General features: G+C 47.6%; 18 protein-coding genes. 17 read left to right on the forward strand and 1 reads right to left on the reverse strand.

Annotated elements, in window-relative coordinates:
• Window positions 1-1,259: class II 3-deoxy-7-phosphoheptulonate synthase (locus WAO38_RS08870; protein WP_422236315.1), on the reverse strand; the 1,259-nt coding region annotated here is incomplete at its 3' end.
• A 209-nt stretch (window positions 1,260-1,468) separates the two neighbouring features.
• Between WAO38_RS08870 and WAO38_RS08875 the strand changes: the two genes are divergently transcribed.
• The 17 genes from WAO38_RS08875 to WAO38_RS08955 all read left to right on the forward strand — a co-directional run bounded on the left by WAO38_RS08875 (window position 1,469) and on the right by WAO38_RS08955 (window position 18,262).
• On the forward strand, window positions 1,469-2,395 hold the full coding sequence (locus tag WAO38_RS08875; protein WP_422236317.1) for a GGDEF domain-containing protein: 927 nt from the start codon (window positions 1,469-1,471) through the stop codon (window positions 2,393-2,395).
• Entirely contained in the window at window positions 2,395-2,982 is a 588-nt protein-coding gene (locus WAO38_RS08880; RefSeq protein ID WP_422236319.1) for a CvpA family protein, read from the forward strand. Before WAO38_RS08875 ends, WAO38_RS08880 begins: the two co-directional genes overlap by 1 nt.
• Window positions 2,983-2,985: 3 nt before the next feature.
• Window positions 2,986-3,468: a Fur family transcriptional regulator gene (locus tag WAO38_RS08885; RefSeq protein ID WP_422236321.1), complete on the forward strand. Its 483-nt coding sequence runs from the start codon at window positions 2,986-2,988 to the stop codon at window positions 3,466-3,468.
• 20 nt (window positions 3,469-3,488) lie between these two features.
• Window positions 3,489-5,006: a lysine--tRNA ligase gene (lysS, locus tag WAO38_RS08890; RefSeq protein WP_422236323.1), complete on the forward strand. Its 1,518-nt coding sequence runs from the start codon at window positions 3,489-3,491 to the stop codon at window positions 5,004-5,006.
• Window positions 5,003-6,250 (forward strand): serine hydroxymethyltransferase, encoded by a 1,248-nt coding sequence (locus tag WAO38_RS08895; protein WP_422236325.1) that lies wholly within the window; start codon window positions 5,003-5,005, stop codon window positions 6,248-6,250. The genes lysS and WAO38_RS08895 overlap by 4 nt, the downstream gene beginning before the upstream one ends.
• A 12-nt stretch (window positions 6,251-6,262) precedes the next feature.
• Entirely contained in the window at window positions 6,263-6,805 is a 543-nt protein-coding gene (locus WAO38_RS08900) for a DUF1882 domain-containing protein (protein WP_422236327.1), read from the forward strand.
• A 25-nt stretch (window positions 6,806-6,830) separates the two neighbouring features.
• Window positions 6,831-7,670: an SPOR domain-containing protein gene (locus WAO38_RS08905; protein WP_422236329.1), complete on the forward strand. Its 840-nt coding sequence runs from the start codon at window positions 6,831-6,833 to the stop codon at window positions 7,668-7,670.
• 1 nt (window position 7,671) lies between these two features.
• A complete protein-coding gene (locus WAO38_RS08910; RefSeq protein ID WP_422236331.1) occupies window positions 7,672-9,084 on the forward strand; it encodes an anthranilate synthase component I family protein in 1,413 nt (470 codons plus the stop codon).
• Window positions 9,081-9,872: a shikimate dehydrogenase gene (locus WAO38_RS08915; protein ID WP_422236333.1), complete on the forward strand. Its 792-nt coding sequence runs from the start codon at window positions 9,081-9,083 to the stop codon at window positions 9,870-9,872. Before WAO38_RS08910 ends, WAO38_RS08915 begins: the two co-directional genes overlap by 4 nt.
• Window positions 9,872-10,648 carry a TOBE domain-containing protein gene (locus WAO38_RS08920; RefSeq protein WP_422236335.1) on the forward strand — a complete coding sequence of 259 codons (777 nt, stop codon included), beginning with the start codon at window positions 9,872-9,874 and terminating at the stop codon, window positions 10,646-10,648. The genes WAO38_RS08915 and WAO38_RS08920 overlap by 1 nt, the downstream gene beginning before the upstream one ends.
• Before the next feature lie 155 nt (window positions 10,649-10,803).
• Window positions 10,804-11,220 (forward strand): TOBE domain-containing protein, encoded by a 417-nt coding sequence (locus WAO38_RS08925; protein WP_422236337.1) that lies wholly within the window; start codon window positions 10,804-10,806, stop codon window positions 11,218-11,220.
• Window positions 11,221-11,246: 26 nt separating this feature from the next.
• On the forward strand, window positions 11,247-12,002 hold the full coding sequence (gene modA, locus WAO38_RS08930) for a molybdate ABC transporter substrate-binding protein (protein WP_422236339.1): 756 nt from the start codon (window positions 11,247-11,249) through the stop codon (window positions 12,000-12,002).
• Window positions 12,003-12,094: 92 nt separating this feature from the next.
• Window positions 12,095-13,498: an OprD family outer membrane porin gene (locus tag WAO38_RS08935; RefSeq protein WP_422236341.1), complete on the forward strand. Its 1,404-nt coding sequence runs from the start codon at window positions 12,095-12,097 to the stop codon at window positions 13,496-13,498.
• A gap of 140 nt (window positions 13,499-13,638) precedes the next feature.
• On the forward strand, window positions 13,639-14,202 hold the full coding sequence (locus WAO38_RS08940; protein ID WP_422236343.1) for a globin: 564 nt from the start codon (window positions 13,639-13,641) through the stop codon (window positions 14,200-14,202).
• Window positions 14,199-14,996 carry a TonB family protein gene (locus WAO38_RS08945; protein ID WP_422236345.1) on the forward strand — a complete coding sequence of 266 codons (798 nt, stop codon included), beginning with the start codon at window positions 14,199-14,201 and terminating at the stop codon, window positions 14,994-14,996. Before WAO38_RS08940 ends, WAO38_RS08945 begins: the two co-directional genes overlap by 4 nt.
• A 9-nt stretch (window positions 14,997-15,005) precedes the next feature.
• Entirely contained in the window at window positions 15,006-16,028 is a 1,023-nt protein-coding gene (locus WAO38_RS08950) for an ABC transporter substrate-binding protein (RefSeq protein ID WP_422236347.1), read from the forward strand.
• Window positions 16,025-18,262, forward strand: coding sequence for a TonB-dependent receptor (locus WAO38_RS08955; protein WP_422236349.1), 2,238 nt, complete (start codon window positions 16,025-16,027; stop codon window positions 18,260-18,262). Before WAO38_RS08950 ends, WAO38_RS08955 begins: the two co-directional genes overlap by 4 nt.
• The last annotated feature ends 3 nt before the right edge of the window (window positions 18,263-18,265 follow it).

Genomic DNA, 18,265 nt, shown 5'->3' on the forward strand with positions numbered 1-18,265 from the left:
TGGTAACGGCTTTTTAGATTTTCAGAGGTAATCTCAAACGATCCCCCTAAACACTCGGTAACGTTTTTACCGGTCATCTCCAAATGAACCCCTCCCGCATACGTACCTTCAGAACGGTGGACCTGGAAAAACTGTTTCATCTCTTTGAGGATGGAATCAACAGGACGAGTCTTATACCCGCCGCTGGTGATGGTGTTTCCGTGCATCGGGTCACAGCTCCACAATACTTTCTTCCCTTCACGTTCGATTGCACGGATCAAGGCAGGCATACCGTCCGCTACTTTATCCGCGCCCATACGAACGATAACATTCAATCGTCCGGCTTCATTGTTCGGGTTCAGGATATCACACAGGCGGAGTAAATCTTCAGGATCCATAGAAGGCCCTGCTTTAACCCCGATCGGGTTATTGATACCGCGCATGAACTCAACATGGGCTCCATCAAGTTGTCGGGTTCGGTCACCGATCCACAACATATGCGAAGAGACATCATACCATTCACCGGTCAACGAGTCTTGGCGGGTAAACGCTTCTTCATAGTTGAGCAAAAGTGCTTCATGAGAAGTATAAAAATCGGTTTCGCGCAACGTTCGGTAGGTATCGGAAGTGATGCCGCAGGCTGCCATAAAACGGAGAGAATCATCGATTTGACGAGACAACTCTTCGTATTTTTTCGTCATCTCATTCTGTCCGACAAAACCCAAATTCCATGCATGCACCTGATGCAGATCGGCCAATCCGCCCGAAGCAAATGCACGGAGCAAGTTCAAAGTAGCCGCAGATTGGTTATAGGCCTGAACCATACGATGCGGATCAGGAACACGGGCAGCTTCGGTAAAATCGACGCCGTTGATAATATCTCCGCGGTAGCTCGGAAGGCTTATCCCCTCGATTGTCTCCATGTCCGAAGAACGAGGTTTTGCAAACTGTCCGCCGAGACGGCCGATTTTGACAACAGGCACCCCTCCGGCAAAAGTCATGACAACCGCCATTTGCATCATGACTTTAAACGTGTCACGAATGTTGTGGGCGTGAAATTCCGAAAAGCTCTCGGCACAATCACCGCCTTGAAGTAAGAAGGCTTTACCTTCACAGACATCTGCCAAACTTTTTTTGAGGGTACGTGCTTCACCTGCGAAAACGAGAGGAGGATAATTACGAAGCTGTGATTCGATTTGTTCCAAAACGGTTCCATCCGGATAGGTTGGCTGCTGCTTGATCGGTTTTTCTCTCCAGCTAGATCGGCTCCATGTGCTCATATCATCTCCTGCGTGCTCTCGCACCATATTGTTAGTGGACGAATTTTATCCTTTTATCCTAAAAGAGGACTGATTGAGCGAAGCAAAAGTTAGATTTATGTTTGAAAAAGTATAATGGCATCAATTATATAGAGTTCAATTTTTCCCTTTTTACGCATAAAAAAGGGCTTTTCTCTAACATTCAGAATTAAATAAAACAAGGTGAAATGGTGGAAACCAACCAAGCTAACCCTTTATTAGAGAATTTTTGCAAAGAACTCTCATTCCATTTAGAGTCGCTCAGTAAGCGTCAGGCGACCATCAATCCTGCCGAATTCGCCGAACTTATCGCTACGGCGACGCACGAAGCCGTTGAATCGTATGTAACCGGAGAATATGATCTTCGCGCCTACAGAGGCAATACGACAGAAGAGTACAAAGATCTTGCCGAAAAGAGTATCGCCTCTTACTCGCTTACCCATGAGAGAATTGGAGAAATCAGCGAACAGCAGGCGGAACTTCTAGAAGAAACCAACAGCAGCACTTTGATCAATCTGGGAAAAATAACCGAAAAATTCAGCGATATCCAAAACCATCTGAGTGATGAAGTTTTACGCGCCAATGACGTGATTCAAGGCCTTTTGGCACAAGTCAAAACCCTGGAAGTGAAAACATCTCTCGATCCTCTTACCAAAGCATACAACCGATACGCGCTGCAGGAACATTTAAAGCTCATTCTCGAAAAAGAGAAAGTGGATTTCGAGATTTTTGCCTTAATGATCGATATCGATAATTTTAAATCGATCAATGACAAATTCGGCCATATCGCCGGAGACAAAGTGCTCATCTTTATTTCCAAACTGCTGAAAAAAACCTTGCGTGAGGGAGATCGTGTTTACCGTTTCGGAGGAGAAGAGTTTATTATTATCCTTAACCGAACGGATACCGAAGGCGCACGGCTCGTCGCCGAACGCCTCCTTAACCTCTGCCGTAACAACAAGCCGCTGTTTCAAAATCAGCAGATAGCGGTTACGCTCAGCATCGGTTTGACACAAATTATTGACGGGGATACGATCGATGCGATTATCGAACGTTCCGACATTGCCTTGTATCGGGCGAAAAACAACGGTAAGGACCGATTAGAGATGGAGTTTTAATGGATCTGAATTATTTTGACGTTGCAGTTGGTTCAATCGTTCTTTTATTAGGACTGAAAGGGCTTTTAAACGGTTTTTCCAAAGAAGTTTTCGGTTTGGCCGGAATCGTCGGGGGAGTGTATGTGGCTTCCCACCTCGGCGGTTACATCGGCAATATCCTTAGCGACAACCTTTTCCATTTTGAATCGGCTACCGCCGTCAATTTGGTCGGATTTATCTTTGCATTAGGGATTTTTTGGCTTCTGATGGTTGCACTTGGGGCAGGATTCAAAAAACTGAGCGCATTGAGCGGTTTGGGACCACTTGACCGGATCTTGGGTTTCATGATCGGAAGCAGCAAGTTTTTCTTTATCCTTTCGATTATTGTCTATGCCCTCTTTAGCGTTACCGCTATCCGTGAAAACTTTGAAGACAAAATGAAAGACAGCATTTTCTACAAGCCGATGTTTGCGACGGGCAATTTTATTTTGCATATCGAAACGGACGATGTCACATCGCTGGTAGGTGACACCAATGAGAGTGATACCAACGGATCCAGTGAAGATGAAAAAACGGATAAATCACCCGATTCCAAAAAGGGGAAATAAGCGATGAATACGTATACCGACTTTACGGAAAGAACGATCGAGTACAATAAACTCTTAAGTGACTTCAAACAATTATTAAAAGCGAACGGACTCAAATTCACCATTCAAAGAGAAGTCATTTTAGAGATGCTGTACAACTCGGATGAGCATCTGACACCGGAGGGGCTTCATCATCTGATCCAGCAAAAGCACCCTGAGCTCAACACCGGTATTGCAACCGTATACCGTACGCTTTCGCTTCTCGAAGAATCGGATATGGTCACCTCTCTCTCCTTCGGTGCGCAAGGCAAAAAGTATGAATTAGGGGCAAAAGATCACCATGATCACGTTATTTGTACCGAATGTGGCAGTATTACCGAGTTTGTCGATGATGAAATAGAACTGCGCCAGAAAAAGATAACCGAGGCGCTTGGATTTATCATGCAAGAACACTCGATGCAGATTTACGGTATTTGTAAAAACTGCCAAGAAAAATCTCCGAAATAAACATTAAGAAAGGAAAACCATTGGTATTCGAAAATCAATACGTACAGCAGCGAATCGAAAAAGCCGACGCATTAAGAGCGCTCGGAATTGATCCGTATGCAAACAACTCGTCCCGTAATACAACTATCGATAAATTTCATAACGTCAACTCTGATTTGATTCAAACCGAAGACAAACGGGATGAGAACCGCCATTACACCGTTGCCGGCCGCATCAAACTTTATCGGCTTATGGGGAAAGCAAGCTTCCTCAAAATCGAAGACGAAAGCGGAATGCTTCAAATTTACGTTGCTCGTGACAATCTCCCTGAGAACTTTTACAATGATGTGTTTAAAAAACTCATCGAAGTGGGCGACATCATCGAAGTCAGCGGATTTCCGTTTATCACTCAGCACGGAGAACTTTCGCTTCATGCCGACAGCCTAACGATCCTCACCAAAGCGATCTCTCCGTTGCCTGAAAAATTCCACGGAATTCAAGACAAAGAGATGCGTTATCGACAGCGTTATCTCGATCTGATCATGAACGCGGAAGTACGCAAAACGTTTCACATCCGTTCCAAAGTCATCAGCCTGACCCGTCGCTTTTTCGAAGACAAAGGATTTTTGGAAGTCGAAACACCGATGATGCACCCTATCGCGGGCGGAGCCAATGCCAAACCGTTTGTCACCCATCACAATGCACTCGGAATTGACCGCTATTTACGCATCGCACCGGAACTTTATCTCAAAAGACTCATCGTCGGCGGATTTGAAGCGGTCTTTGAAATCAACCGCAACTTCCGTAATGAGGGGATGGATGCAACCCATAACCCTGAGTTTACCTCGATCGAATTTTACTGGGCGTATAAAACCTATAAAGATCTGATTCATCTGACCAAAGAGTATTTTGAATACCTCTTCGATCACCTCGATCTTCCGAAGCGTCTCCCATACGGCGAGTTTGAAGTCGATTTCGACCAATTTAGAGAAATTGAACTGATACAAAGCCTCAGCGTTATCGGCGGTGTTCCGGAAGAGATTGTCAACGACAAAGCGGCTATTTTGGCCTACTTAAAAGCAAACAATCTCGAAGCCAAGGCAAACCTGAACCTCGGACAGCTTCAAGGGGAACTTTTCGATGCATTCGTGGAAGAAAAACTGATCAATCCGACCTTTATTACCCACTATCCCGTCGAGATCTCACCGCTTGCCCGCCGCAGCGATGACCGTCCGGAACTGACCGACCGCTTTGAACTCTTTATCGCAGGGCGTGAAATCGCCAATGCCTTCAGCGAGTTAAACGATCCGGTCGACCAGCTCGAGCGTTTCGAAGGGCAGATGGCTGCTAAAGATTCCGGAGACGATGAAGCGCATGAAATGGATGAAGATTTTGTCGTTGCCCTCTCTTATGGAATGGCACCGACAGCAGGTCAAGGGATCGGAATCGATCGCCTTGTGATGATGCTGACCAATCAGCACTCTATCCGGGATGTCTTGCTTTTCCCGGCTATGAAACCGATCCAACACAACCAAACCAACAACGGAGAAGAAGAATGAGTTTTTTAAAAGAATTTGACAGCGAAATTTTTGACCTGTGTGAAAAAGAGCTAGAGCGCCAAAGTGATCACCTTGAGATGATCGCCTCTGAAAACTTCACCCTCCCTGCCGTAATGGAAGCGATGGGAAGTGTGTTTACCAACAAATATGCCGAAGGTTACCCGGCAAAACGCTACTATGGCGGATGCGAATATGCAGACGGTGTAGAACAACTCGCGATTGACCGCGCATGCAAACTTTTCGGTTGTAACTTTGCCAACGTCCAACCTCACTCGGGTTCATCGGCGAACGGTGCCGTGTATGCAGCGCTTCTTCAAGCAGGCGACAAACTTCTCGGTATGGATCTCAGCCACGGCGGTCACTTGACCCACGGTTCAAAAGTAAGCTTTTCGGGTAAAAACTACCACAGTTTTTCGTATGGTGTAGAACTTGACGGCCGTATTAACTACGATCGTGTCATGGATATCGCGAAAATCGTTCAGCCAAAAATCATCGTGTGCGGTGCATCTGCTTATGCACGCGAAATTGATTTCGCTAAATTCCGCGAAATCGCCGATGCGGTCGGTGCGATCTTGTTCGCCGACATCGCCCACATCGCAGGTCTTGTCTGCGCGGGTGAACACCCTAGCCCGTTCCCGTATGCGGACATTGTTACTACGACTACCCATAAAACGCTTGCCGGTCCTCGCGGGGGTATGATCATGACCAATGACGAAGAGATCGCCAAAAAAATCAATTCGGCGATCTTCCCTGCTCTTCAAGGAGGACCGTTGGTCCATGTTATCGCGGCAAAAGCGGTCGGATTCAAATACAACCTTTCAGACGAATGGAAAGTCTACGCGAAGCAAGTGAAAGCCAATGCGGCCGTTTTGGCTGACGTATTGATGAAGCGCGGATACGATATCGTCAGCGGCGGTACCGATAATCACCTCATTCTGGTCTCTTTCTTGAATAAACCGTTCAGCGGAAAAGAGGCTGATGCGGCTCTCGGCCGTGCCGGTATCACCGTCAATAAAAATACCGTTCCGGGTGAAACACGTTCACCGTTCGTCACTTCAGGTGTCCGTATCGGAAGCCCTGCATTGACGTCACGCGGAATGAAAGAGAAAGAATTCGAACTCATCGCCAACAGAATCGCCGATGTTTTGGATGATATCGAAAACGAAGAGAAGCAAGCTGCTATCAAAGAAGAGCTCAAAACGTTAGCGCGCGGATTTATCATTTACAAACAGTCAACTTATTAAGGAGTCCCGCCCATGACATCGATGGATATGAAATTGATAAAAATGATTTCAGACCACTATTGGCTGAAGCATGATAACGTCATTGATAAAATCGATTTTAAAGGGCGTACTTTTTTCAATAAATACGAGAGAATCGATAAAACGCTGACACAAGCGGTCATCGATCAGCATCTGAAAAAACAGATCACCGTTGCCCATTCTTTGATCAATAAATTCGATAAAGCAGAAAATATTATCATCGACTACAACGGAACCGATCCGCAGCGTTTTTACCATAAAGCCCAACTGCTTCTTCGCGAAGAGGGTTTTATCAACTTTACCGCTTTTGAGACCAAAACGCCGGGGCATTTGCATGTTTATATCCATAAAGGGCATACCACTTTACAAGAAGCCAATCAACTGGGTAAAATGATTTCCATGAAATTAGCCGCAAAACAACCAAAACAGTGGAGAATGTTTCCCACCCTTGATTTGCCGCCGGAATACAATATTCTCAATCTTCCCTACGAAGTGTACGCTAAAGAGCGTGGTGCTTCGTGGTCGAAACACATGTAAGTTAGCACCATCTTAAGGATATACAATGGAAGAAAAAAACGAACTCAACGACATCATTTTGAATAAAAGCGGATCGGGGTCTAGCACGAAAAAGCTTTTACTAGCGATTGCCGCACTGACATTGATCCTGATCATTGTTTTGGTCATCATGAATTCACTCAAAACCCAAAGTGATGAACAAGCACCGCATGCAGCCGTTCCGCCTGAGCCTTCGTCCCCGACCGAAGTGATCGATGATCCGTTGTTCGAACCGGTAGAAGTGATTCAAGAGGGGGGAAATACAAGCGCCTCTGCGGATTTAGGAGAAATTGCCCAAAAGATCAAGCAGGAGTCTTTCCAAAGCGCTCCTGAGCCTGCACCGGCACCTGTTGTCGAGCAGATCAAACCGGCGGTTCAGTCAGCACCGGCTGTAGTAAGTGCCCCGAAAGCTGCACCGAAACCGGCACCGAAACCTGTTGTTACGGCACCAAAAGCGGAAGCTGCTCCTAAAGCTGTTCAACCGGTCGTCAACACCCCTACGATCAAAAAATCAGCACCGACTGAGCCTAAAAAAGCTGTCGTAGCGGCGCCGAAAGCTGCGGAAAAACCGGTCGAAAAAGCTGCCGCTGAAACTGCCGCCAAACCTGCGGCAAAAGCTGTCGACACCGAAGGTACCTACTATATCCAGGTAGGATCTTTTACCAAACAGCCTAATCAGGCTCTATTTGACCGTCTGAATGCCAGCGGTCTCAAATACATCACTGCACCGAGCGGTGAAAAAACCAAGGTATTGGTCGGACCGTTCCAAGGCGAAAAGGCGGCACGCGATGTCCTCGGAACCGTCAAACGCAATATTGAATCCGGCGCATACATAACAAAGGGGTAACGTGATCACTTCACGCCATTTTTCTCTCGATCAATTCGCCCCTATCGCTGTCTATGAAAAGGCCAAAAGCCTTTTCCCTTCTGAAGTTACTTTTTTATTCGAGAGTGCCGGAAACAGTGAGGGCAACTACACCATCATCATCATCGGTGCACGTGAGCGCCTCACCTACAGCCAAAAATCGACAACCTATATCGACGCCGAGGGCAAATCCAACCATCTCGATGTTTCTCCCTTCGATTTTTTAAAAACCTACTATGCCGCACTCGATCAGCATGCCTATCGTGAACGCGCACGTGAATTAAAAGTAGGCTATATCGATGGGTTTATCGGCTATATCGGATACGATATGGTTCAGGTGTTCGAGCATGTTCTCGAAGAGTCGATGAGCAATCTTATCGATCAAACAGAAATTCCGGATATGGATTTAATCCTCCCTAAACTGACCCTCGTTGTCTCGCACAAAAATGCGACCATTACCCTTTTGAGCTGTTTGGAACCGATCATAGGCCGTTTTGAAGAGATTGAAACGACCCTCAAATCGTCTTATCACTACACTCCTCTCAAACCGATCCTCGATGACAAAGGGGGAGATTTCATCTTTTCCAAAGAGAAATTTTTCTCGATGGTGGACCAGTCCAAAGAGATGATCAAAAGCGGGGATGTCTTCCAAATCCTGATGACCAACCGCTATATCCGCCATGCAAAAGTAGATCCGTTTAGTTTTTACCGCATCTTGAGACTTAAAAATCCCTCTCCCTATATGTATCTGATGGAATTTGAGAATTTCAGCATCGTCGGAAGCTCACCGGAAGTCATGGTCCGCCTCAGCGACGGGGATATCCTTCTTCGTCCGATTGCCGGAACACGCAAACGGGGAATCAATAAAAAACGGGATCTTGAACTTGAAGAAGAGCTGCTTTCCGATCCCAAAGAGCTGGCAGAGCATTTGATGCTGATCGATTTGGGACGCAATGATGTCGGAAGGGTCGCTAAAACAGGAACCGTCAAGGTAGAAGAGATGATGCACGTCGAACGCTATTCGCATGTTATGCATATCGTCTCCGACGTTCATGCCCAGATCGCCGATGACAAAGATATGTTCGACCTTTTAGCCGCAACATTTACCGCCGGAACGATGACGGGTGCCCCTAAGATACGGGCGATGGAACTCATTGCAGAGTATGAGGGTGTCAAGCGCGGTTTCTACAGCGGCACGATCGGCTATTTCGGATTTGACGGCAATATGGACAGTGCGATCACGATCCGTACCGCCCTCATCAAACCCGATTTTGTCGTCTTGCAAGCGGGTGCCGGAGTCGTTGCCGACTCGGTCCATGAACTCGAATACCTCGAAGTCGCCAACAAACTCGGCGCACTCACCAGCACTCTGAACGATCTGGTCGACCCGCTATGAGACTCTTTAGCATCTTCGGTGATCCCATCAGCCATTCGCGTTCACCCCTGATGCACAACAGCGTTTTTAAGACGCTGAATGTCTGTGCCTGCTATTCACGTACCCACTTGAGCGACGGAGCCAAACTGCGGGAAGTTTTCTACGCCAAAGGACTCAGCGGTGCCAACGTCACCGTTCCGCACAAAGAAGCCGCCTATGAGCAATGCGATGAAGTGCGCGGTATCGCCCATACCATCAAAGCGGTCAATACCCTCGTTTTGGAAGAGGGAAAACTGATCGGTTACAACACCGATGCCGATGGTTTTATGCGCGCGATCGAATCTTTCGGTCCGCTGCAAAATGCTCTCATCCTCGGAGCGGGAGGAACCGCACGGGCACTCTCGATCGCACTGCGCCAAGGCGGGATCACTCCGAGCATCCTGAACCGCTCACACAAACGTTTAGAGTATTTTTTGACAGAGGGGTTCGATGCCTGTACGTGGGATGATTTTACTGCCGCACCGTATGATTTGATCATCAATACGACTTCGGCAGGGCTAAACGATAACGAGCTCCCGATTCCCCGACTTCTCCTCACCGAACTGCTCTCCCTCTCCAAAGGGGCAATCGATGTCATCTACGGCAAAGAGACTCCGTTTTTACGTGAAATCAAAATCAGCGGCCTGCCGTACAAAGACGGCTCCGATATGCTGTTAGCACAAGGGGTATTGGCCTCTTACCTCTTTTTAGAGGGGAAATTTGATAAAGATGCCATTGAAATTCCTATGAAACAAAGCTTTAGCCTCTAATGAAAATTGACGGTCGCTTTTGGCTCACCAAAGAGGGGCAGAGTTTTTTAGGTGCCGGCCGTATCGAACTGCTGGAGAGAATCGATAAAACCGGATCGATCAACGCCGCCGCCAAAGAGATGAAAATGAGCTACAAAGCGGCATGGGAACGGATCAACGGGATGAATGCCCTCGCCGATCAGCCGCTTATAGAGCGTCTTACGGGAGGCAAAGGGGGCGGAGGGACGAAACTCACCCCTTATGCACGCGAACTCATCGCGACGTTTCACCGTTTCAACGAGCTTCACCGCCAGTTTATCGACCGCTTTTCCGAAGCGGGAGACGATCCCGAACGTCTCGCCCGAATCCTCAGCCGAACGTTTCTCACTACCAGCGCACGTAATCAGCTCCCCGCGACCCTTGTCAGCATCGAAGAGAGAGGGCTCAACGGTGTCCTCACCCTTTCTTTGACCGGAAGCCATACGATCCAGTCTGTCATTACCCTCAAATCAATCCGCAACATGGGACTCACGATTGGATGCGATCTCTACGCCATCATCAAATCGAGCGATGTCACTATCGTTACTGATCCCCCAAAAAGCGATGAACCGATGAACGCTCTGAAAGGGACGATCAGCCGTATCGAATCGCAGGATGAAACGGATGAGATCACCTTCGCACTCGATCTCTTTACCGAACTCATAGCCCTCATGAATCCCAAAGATACGAAAAAGCTCTCCGAGGGGATGAACGCCTACGCTCTGATCTCCCCTAGCCATATTATTATCGGGTTGTAACCCACGCGTCAATATCGGACAAATTTAAGCCTTTTATTTTATAATACCGTTATATCTTACAAAACATAACGAAATTGTCGTACTTTCTTGCGAACCGTTTTTGCACAGATAGATTTGAATTTATCGTTATATCATAAAAGACACAAGGAGTTTTCATGTTAACCTCTGCCCGCAATACACTCTACGGTACCGTTGATTCCGTTATCACCGGTGCCGTGCAGTCTGAAGTCGTTCTCTCCATCGGAAGTGAACAAATCGTGGCTACCCTCACCAATGAATCGGTCAAACGGCTCGAAATCACGATCGGTAGCAGCGCTTATGCACTGATCAAATCAAGTTCGATTATTTTGGCAAAATCAAAACCGTTGCGTATCAGCGCCCGAAACGTATTGCGTGCCGTCGTTACCGAAGTGATCCCCGGTGCGGTGAATGCCGAAATCAAAATGTCAATCGGCAATTCGACGTTGACTGCCATCATCACCAATGATTCCTGCACGGAGCTGATGATCAAAAAAGACGATGAGATCTATGCGATTTTCAAAGCCTCCAGCGTCATTATCGGAATGCTCTAAAATTTAATCCAAAAGGAACCCTTATTATGAAACCGTTAAAACTGCTCATTGCCTCATTCGCCTTTGCTTCGGCACTTGCCGCACAGACGATCACCGTTGCCACTGCAGCCAATATGAAATATGCCGTTACCGACATCGTTAAAGCATTCAGCGCCGAAAGCGGTATCAACGTCAAAGTCATCACCGCATCCTCCGGAAAACTGACACAGCAAATTATGAGCGGTGCACCGTATGATGCATTTTTATCCGCGGATGTCGAATATCCGGCCAAACTCGCTCAAGGCGGATACACCACGACTCCGCCTCAAATATATGCATTCGGTTCTCTGGTACTTTGGAGCAATACAGGGGCGGATCTCTCCAAAGGGGTCGCGGTTGTCGCTGATCCGAAAGTCACAAAAGTTGCCATTGCCAATCCTAAAACCGCACCGTACGGGATCGAAGCGATGAATACGATGCGCTACTACAAGGTTGACACGGCCGTGGCTTCGAAACTCATCACGGCCGAGTCCATTTCTCAGGTAGGAAACTATGTCTCGACCAAAGCGGTGGATGTAGGATTTATCGCTAAATCGATCGCCCTCTCGCCGGATATGAAAAATGTGGGCCAATGGGTCGAAATCGATCCTAAAACGTACAACACGATCGATCAGGCTATGGTAGGGCTGAAAAACGGTTCACCGGAAAATCAGATCGCCGCTAAAAAGTTTCTCAAATTTATGGGTTCGGCGAAAGCACGAGAGATTTTGAAAGCCGGCGGGTATGGGCTGCCGAAGAAATAATATCTGTGCCTCGGCAGAGGCGCCATTGCGGCTAATATAGCCAATCAATTTTTTTAACTACCGTTATATCAAAAAATACATAAGGATATCAAATGACAAAACTCAGTCTTGCAACAGCACTTATTTTAGGGACAGCAGTCTTTGCAAATGCAGCGGATGATTTAGCCTCTGCATTTAAAGAGGGAAAACTCGACGGTCGTCTCAGAGCCCAGTATTTTGCCACCGATTGGGACAATGATGCCAAATACAGTGCGACCGGCTTTGCTGTGGGCGGCAGTCTGATCTACAAAACGGCACCGTTGTACGGTTTCAGCGTCGGTGCGGGAATGTATACGACTCAAAACCCCGGAGGATGGACCGATGCCGAAGACGGCACCAATGCCGCTACCGCCAAAGATCTCTTCTGCCGTGACCAAGATAACGGAACCGCAACCTGTAAATACGGTGACGGATATGCCGTATTGGCACAGGCGTATTTGCAATACGATATTGCGAAAAGCAAAGTCAAAGCGGGACGTTTTTTGATGACGAATCCATGGATTACCCCCAATGATACCAAAATGATCCCTATCGCCGTAGAGGGAGCCGATTTCGTCTCTAACGACCTTCTCAATACGACTGTCCAAATCGATTACGCCGATGCGATCAAAGAACGCGGCTCAAGCTATTTTAGCAATATGACCGATACGGGGGATACTCCGGTCAATATTCGCAAATACTACGATACCCATTACTATACGACTCTGAGCGGTGATGCCCGCGGCGATGCACCCGATGTCACGATTCTCGGTGTGAAGAATAAGTCTATCGACAATCTCGAACTTCAGGCATGGGCTATGCGCTGGCCGGATCTCGTCAATGAACTAATCCTCGAAGCGAACTATGCAGTCGAAGCGGGCGATGTCATCCTCGGATTCGGCGGGCGCTATTTAAAACAATATGACAAAGGGGCAGGTACGATTATCGGGACAACCGCGTACGGTGATTCAGACAACAGCATCGATTCACATTTATGGGCTCTGCGCACGACCGCCGATTATCGTGCCGCAAAACTGCTGCTGGCACTGTCACAGACAAGTGCTGATGCCGATATCATCGCACCATGGCGCGGATTCCCGACACAAGGGTATACCCGGAGTATGACCCAAACCGATTGGAATGCGAATACCAAATCGTATAAAGCCGAACTCGATTATGACTGGAATGCACTGCTTCCGGGTGTCACTACGATGATCAGCTATGCCTTCTACAACCGCGATCCGAGCAAAACCCCCTATCAAAGTATGACGAATCGTTTATACGGCAACGGCGATACACGCCAATGGAATCTTGATATGATCTATAAACTCTCCGGGAGCTGGAAAGGAACGGAGTTAAAAGCAAGGTTAATGGATCAAAACAATGAACTTGATGCAACCAATGCGACACAAACGCTCGCAAGTATCACCGATACCTCAAATCGTGAAATGCGTCTGGAAGCCAACTACCGTTTTTAGTCAGAATGGCCCTTCCGGGTCAAATCGGTCATGAGAAGAGATGACGGGATGGTTTGTCTGCGGTTATTCAATGCCCCCGTCATCTCCTCTGATGGCTTATTAAGATTAGGGTACAACTTGAAAATATGAAAGGAAATGTGATGAATCTCTTAATGTCTGATGGAAAAGCGGTTTCAATGTTTAACGCCTGCGGAACGAAGCCGTTTGAGCCTGCGAGCATGACACCGCATACGGCAGAAGCCAAAATCGATTTTGTTTATCCCGAAGTACCTTTCCCCTCTGTCCGTCTCTTACAAGAGTGGGGTGCAGAAAATATCCGCACCATGGTCCGTTATCATCACGGTCTGCTGCGTAAAAGTGCAATCGGGGACCTCTTCCCGCGCGATGATGCGATGTTTTTCTTTGCAACGGAAAAGACGGCCGATTTTTTTGTCGAAGCACTCGGCGGAGAAAAAGGGTACACACCCGTACATGGCCATCCGGCACTTCGCATGCGCCACTTCCACATCACTATCGATGAAAAAGGGAGAGAAATATGGCTTATGATGTACAAAAAAACGATCAATGACCTCTCTATGCCCGAAGAATGTATCGAAGAATTCTGGAACTGGATCGAGCCGTTCTCCATCCGTATGATCAATCGGCGAACGACCGTTGCTCCGATCGAACGCCATCCCTATTCGGGTATCTGGAGAAAACAATGATTTTTTTTAACCCTATCGTTATATCAGAAAAGATACAACATAATAATTACGTATTAAAAATCAAATCGTTTGCCGCATCACTCGCCGTACACGCGACTCTTCTCACGACGGCATTTTATTTTTCGGTGCAGAATCCTATTTCTGTCCCTCTCGAAGAGGAACCGGTATTGATATCCTTAGCCGATTATTCTCCTCTGGCCGCTTCTGAAAAGTATCTAAATAATGCAAAAAACAAACCGGCCGATCGTTCCTCAAAAACAGATAAATCCGTAACGAGTACCCATACACCGACCCCTCAGAAGATACCGTCCTCCGCTTTGGCGGTATCTTCTGAGGCGTCCGCGCCTCAAACCTCTCCTGTGCGTCCCGTTGTTGCTCCATCGGATCTACAACCACCAACCCAAGAATCGCTTCATTCGATTCAAAAACCTGTTGTAAATGATTCTCCTCATGACACATCATCACTAAACAAAACGAGCGAATTACCAAAAAAGAACGTTTCAACCGAAGATATCAATGGAGCAACACTGGGACGCATACGAGCCATGATAGAAAGTTCACTCACCTATCCGTCCATTGCACGGAAACTGCGGCTAGAAGGGACGGTAACGGTTTCATTCATCCTTAGACCGAACGGTCTGGTCGAAAAAGCTGAGATCCTCTCCTCCAGCGGAAGTACCTTGCTCGATACGAAAGCGATCCAAACCGTCCTTTCCTTAAGCGGGGACTATCCGACGCTCCCGAAAACGGCGTATCTAAAAATACCCATCGCCTTTTCACTAACTAAATCCTAAGGAAATCCCATGAGAACCCTTTTTTCTTTACTGCTCATACCGTTGGTCGGCTTAACGCTTCATGCCAAAACGCTCACGGATATGGATGGCCGTATTGCCACCCTGCCCGATCAAACGGATCGGGTTTTCGGTTCATCTCCGCCGATGAACTATCTCCTCTATGCCCTCAACCCTGAGAAAATGATCGGCCTCAATTTCAAGGCTAAAAACGCTAATAACGGTGCAGATCCGCAAATTTTGTCTCAAAAGTTTCTCTCACTCCCCGTTATCGGATCCTTTCACGGCGGAGGACAGAGTATCAATCTCGAAACACTCATGGCCTATAAGCCCCAACTCGTCTTGTTGTGGCAAGACGACATGATGGTCCAAACCGTCGCTAAGGAAATCGCCAAAACGAATATTCCGACCTTTATGATCCCCTTTCGAAAGATCAACGATATGCCTCGTGCGTTTCGTCTCGCAGGGGATGCAATCGGGGAGCACAAAAGAGGCGTTGTCCTCGCCAAATATTCCGAGGGGATAATCAGCGAGGTTCACAACCGTGTCTCCAAAGCAAAACCGACACGCTATTACTATGCCGAAGGGCTTGACGGGCTTTCAACAGAATGCGATCAATCGTTCCATATCGAAGCGCTCAATTTTGCCGGAGGGGAAAATGTCCATAAATGTCAACAAAGCGGCCTGTTAGGATTGGAAAAAATCACATTTGAAACACTTCTGACCTACGATCCCGATGTGATTATCGTTCAAAACAGCTCCGTTTATACGGATCTCACCTCTGATCCGCTGTGGCATAACCTCCGTGCCGTCAAATCCGGACGTATCCACCTGGTACCGATTCAGCCGTTTAACTGGATCGACCGTCCGCCCTCTTTTATGCGTGTTCTAGGGATACAGTGGCTCGCTCAAAAGTTCCACCCTAACGAATACAAAGCGAATATGACCAAACGTACAAAAGAGTTCTACAATCTTTTTTTACGTGTCAACCTGAGTGATGAACAAACCAAAAACCTATTAGGAGCCAACCAATGAAACTCTCACCTCTTATGATCTCGATCGCTGCATGTGCGGTCCTTGCCGCCAATCCGATCGGGATTGAACGCATCATGATCAGCGATACTCTCGATGACGGGGACAGCATGATTGCCGATTCGAATCTGAGCAGCGCCAATCAGACCTTTACGAGCAAAAGCATTGCGACGCTTTCGACTCAAGCGAATATGAACCCTTACAGCGTTATCGCCTATTCGCCGTCGGTAAACTTTACCCCTGTCGATCCTGCGGGATCCAACGAACCGTCCTATCATGACCCTATCCGTATCCGCGGAAAAAGCCAAAGCGGTCCAGGGGGAGTTTATATGATCGACGGCATGCCGATCTCCAGTAATCCGGGAGGGGGAAAACAGCTCCTCGATATGGAAAATGTCAGCTCGATCGATCTGCTCAAAGGGTACCTTCCCGTCGATAAGAACCTCGGTTTTTCAAGTCTCATCGGTAAAGTCGATATGAATCTTCTCTCTGCGCGATCACGTGCGGGAGCCGAAGTATCGCAATCGTTCGGAAGTGATAATTTTATGCGTACCTTTGTCCGTTTCGACTCGGGAAAGATCGGTGATGTGGCGGTATTCGGTTCGTTTTCCCATCTCTCCAACGATAAAACCAAAGGGGAAGGTGATCTTAAACGGCTCAACGGCACCGTAGGGGTCACCTACACGCCTAATAATGCATTTAAAGCCAAAATCACCGCCATCCGCAACTCGGATAATCATCACAACTATTACAACCTCTCCTATGCCGAAGCAAGCGATTTGGGAGCCAACTTTAACAAAGATTTTGCCTCTTCTCAGCCGACAGCATCCAATGACGTCAACTATTACGACTGGAACAAGCAGAGTTTTATCACCAGCTCTCTTTTGGGGGATTTTGAATACAGACCGACAACAAACGATACAATCACCATCAAACCCTATTATAAAAAAGACGAGGGGAGCTATTGGTTTTCTAAATTCGATACCGTCGCGGCCAAACAGCGTGTCATGAACTGGCGCATGGATCATGATCTCTACGGTGCAACCGCAGCTTATGATCACACCTTCTCCGAGGCACTGAAAACCAAAATCGGCTACTGGTATCACAAACAGCTCCCTCCGGGGCCTCCGAGCGATCAGATAAAATACAAAGTGGTAAACGGAAATTTGGTATATGACGGCTACGGTGTCCTCGCCGATAACGACTACCACGTTCTCCAAGCACCGTTCGCACAGATCAGCGGTACGATCGATCGTTTGACCTATGTTGCCGGAGCGCAGTACCAGTCGTTCAAGCTCGGTTCGCTCAAAAGCCATACCGCTAACGCCACGGCTGCGACCAGCTCTGATTACGATACAGCTATTGCCTCAACAGCGGTTGATCCCTGGGCAAGCGTCGAAGCCAAGACCTTTAATACGTTCATCCCGTCCCTCTATGTTGGATATGCGATGACTCCCTCAACCACAGGATACATCGATTATTCCCGCACCTACGGGTTTGACGTCAACCTCTTTCCGACCTACCTCTCCAACCGTGCTAATTTTGTCGCACAGAATGTTACGTTGCAGCAACTGTGGGACAAACTCGATTTGGAACTTTCCGACAACATCGATATAGGGGTCAAAACAACCCTCGGAGGGCTCACTCTCAACCCGAGCCTTTTTGTCTCTTTCGTCCAAAATAAACAGGCTAATATTTATGATCCCTCATTCGGTGTCAGCTATCCCGCCAATATCGGAGATGCCCTCGGATACGGGGCGGAGTTTTCCGCTTACGGTCCGATCAATGAACAGTTGGAACTTTTGCTCGGACTCTCGTACAACCGCTATCAATTTACCCAAAACTTCCAAAGCGGTGCAACCACAACCGTTAATACGGACGGGAAACAGCTCCCCGATGCACCGAAATATATGGCAAAAGCGGCTCTTTCATATCACGTCGGTGACTGGACACTCACACCGAGTGCCCGTTACACCTCCAGCCGATGGGGAGATGTCGCCAATACCCAAAAAGTGGATCCCTTTACCGTTGTCGATTTTGATTTGGCCTACCGCATGAGAGAGTTCATGGGTTCCCACAATGCCCTATTCCGTCTTACGGCAACTAATCTGACCAATGAAAAATACATCGCGACTATCAATGCCGCCGACAACTTTTTGGCAGCGACCGGAACGGCAAGTACCTATCAGACCGGAGCACCGTTTGGGCTTTTCGGCAGTGTAAACCTGAAATTCTAAGGA

The organism is Sulfuricurvum sp., assembly GCF_049277495.1.
GTDB lineage: Bacteria > Campylobacterota > Campylobacteria > Campylobacterales > Sulfurimonadaceae > Sulfuricurvum.

What these genes read in the sequence shown, in the direction of transcription:
- WAO38_RS08945 (WP_422236345.1), top strand. Translation starts at nt 14,199, where the DNA reads ATGATTTTTTTTAACCCTATCGTTATATCAGAAAAGATACAACATAAT.
- WAO38_RS08950 (WP_422236347.1), top strand. Translation starts at nt 15,006, where the DNA reads ATGAGAACCCTTTTTTCTTTACTGCTCATACCGTTGGTCGGCTTAACG.
- WAO38_RS08895 (WP_422236325.1), top strand. Translation starts at nt 5,003, where the DNA reads ATGAGTTTTTTAAAAGAATTTGACAGCGAAATTTTTGACCTGTGTGAA.
- modA (WP_422236339.1), top strand. Translation starts at nt 11,247, where the DNA reads ATGAAACCGTTAAAACTGCTCATTGCCTCATTCGCCTTTGCTTCGGCA.
- WAO38_RS08905 (WP_422236329.1), top strand. Translation starts at nt 6,831, where the DNA reads ATGGAAGAAAAAAACGAACTCAACGACATCATTTTGAATAAAAGCGGA.
- WAO38_RS08915 (WP_422236333.1), top strand. Translation starts at nt 9,081, where the DNA reads ATGAGACTCTTTAGCATCTTCGGTGATCCCATCAGCCATTCGCGTTCA.
- WAO38_RS08885 (WP_422236321.1), top strand. Translation starts at nt 2,986, where the DNA reads ATGAATACGTATACCGACTTTACGGAAAGAACGATCGAGTACAATAAA.
- WAO38_RS08900 (WP_422236327.1), top strand. Translation starts at nt 6,263, where the DNA reads ATGACATCGATGGATATGAAATTGATAAAAATGATTTCAGACCACTAT.
- WAO38_RS08955 (WP_422236349.1), top strand. Translation starts at nt 16,025, where the DNA reads ATGAAACTCTCACCTCTTATGATCTCGATCGCTGCATGTGCGGTCCTT.
- WAO38_RS08935 (WP_422236341.1), top strand. Translation starts at nt 12,095, where the DNA reads ATGACAAAACTCAGTCTTGCAACAGCACTTATTTTAGGGACAGCAGTC.
- WAO38_RS08880 (WP_422236319.1), top strand. Translation starts at nt 2,395, where the DNA reads ATGGATCTGAATTATTTTGACGTTGCAGTTGGTTCAATCGTTCTTTTA.
- WAO38_RS08920 (WP_422236335.1), top strand. Translation starts at nt 9,872, where the DNA reads ATGAAAATTGACGGTCGCTTTTGGCTCACCAAAGAGGGGCAGAGTTTT.
- WAO38_RS08940 (WP_422236343.1), top strand. Translation starts at nt 13,639, where the DNA reads ATGAATCTCTTAATGTCTGATGGAAAAGCGGTTTCAATGTTTAACGCC.
- WAO38_RS08925 (WP_422236337.1), top strand. Translation starts at nt 10,804, where the DNA reads ATGTTAACCTCTGCCCGCAATACACTCTACGGTACCGTTGATTCCGTT.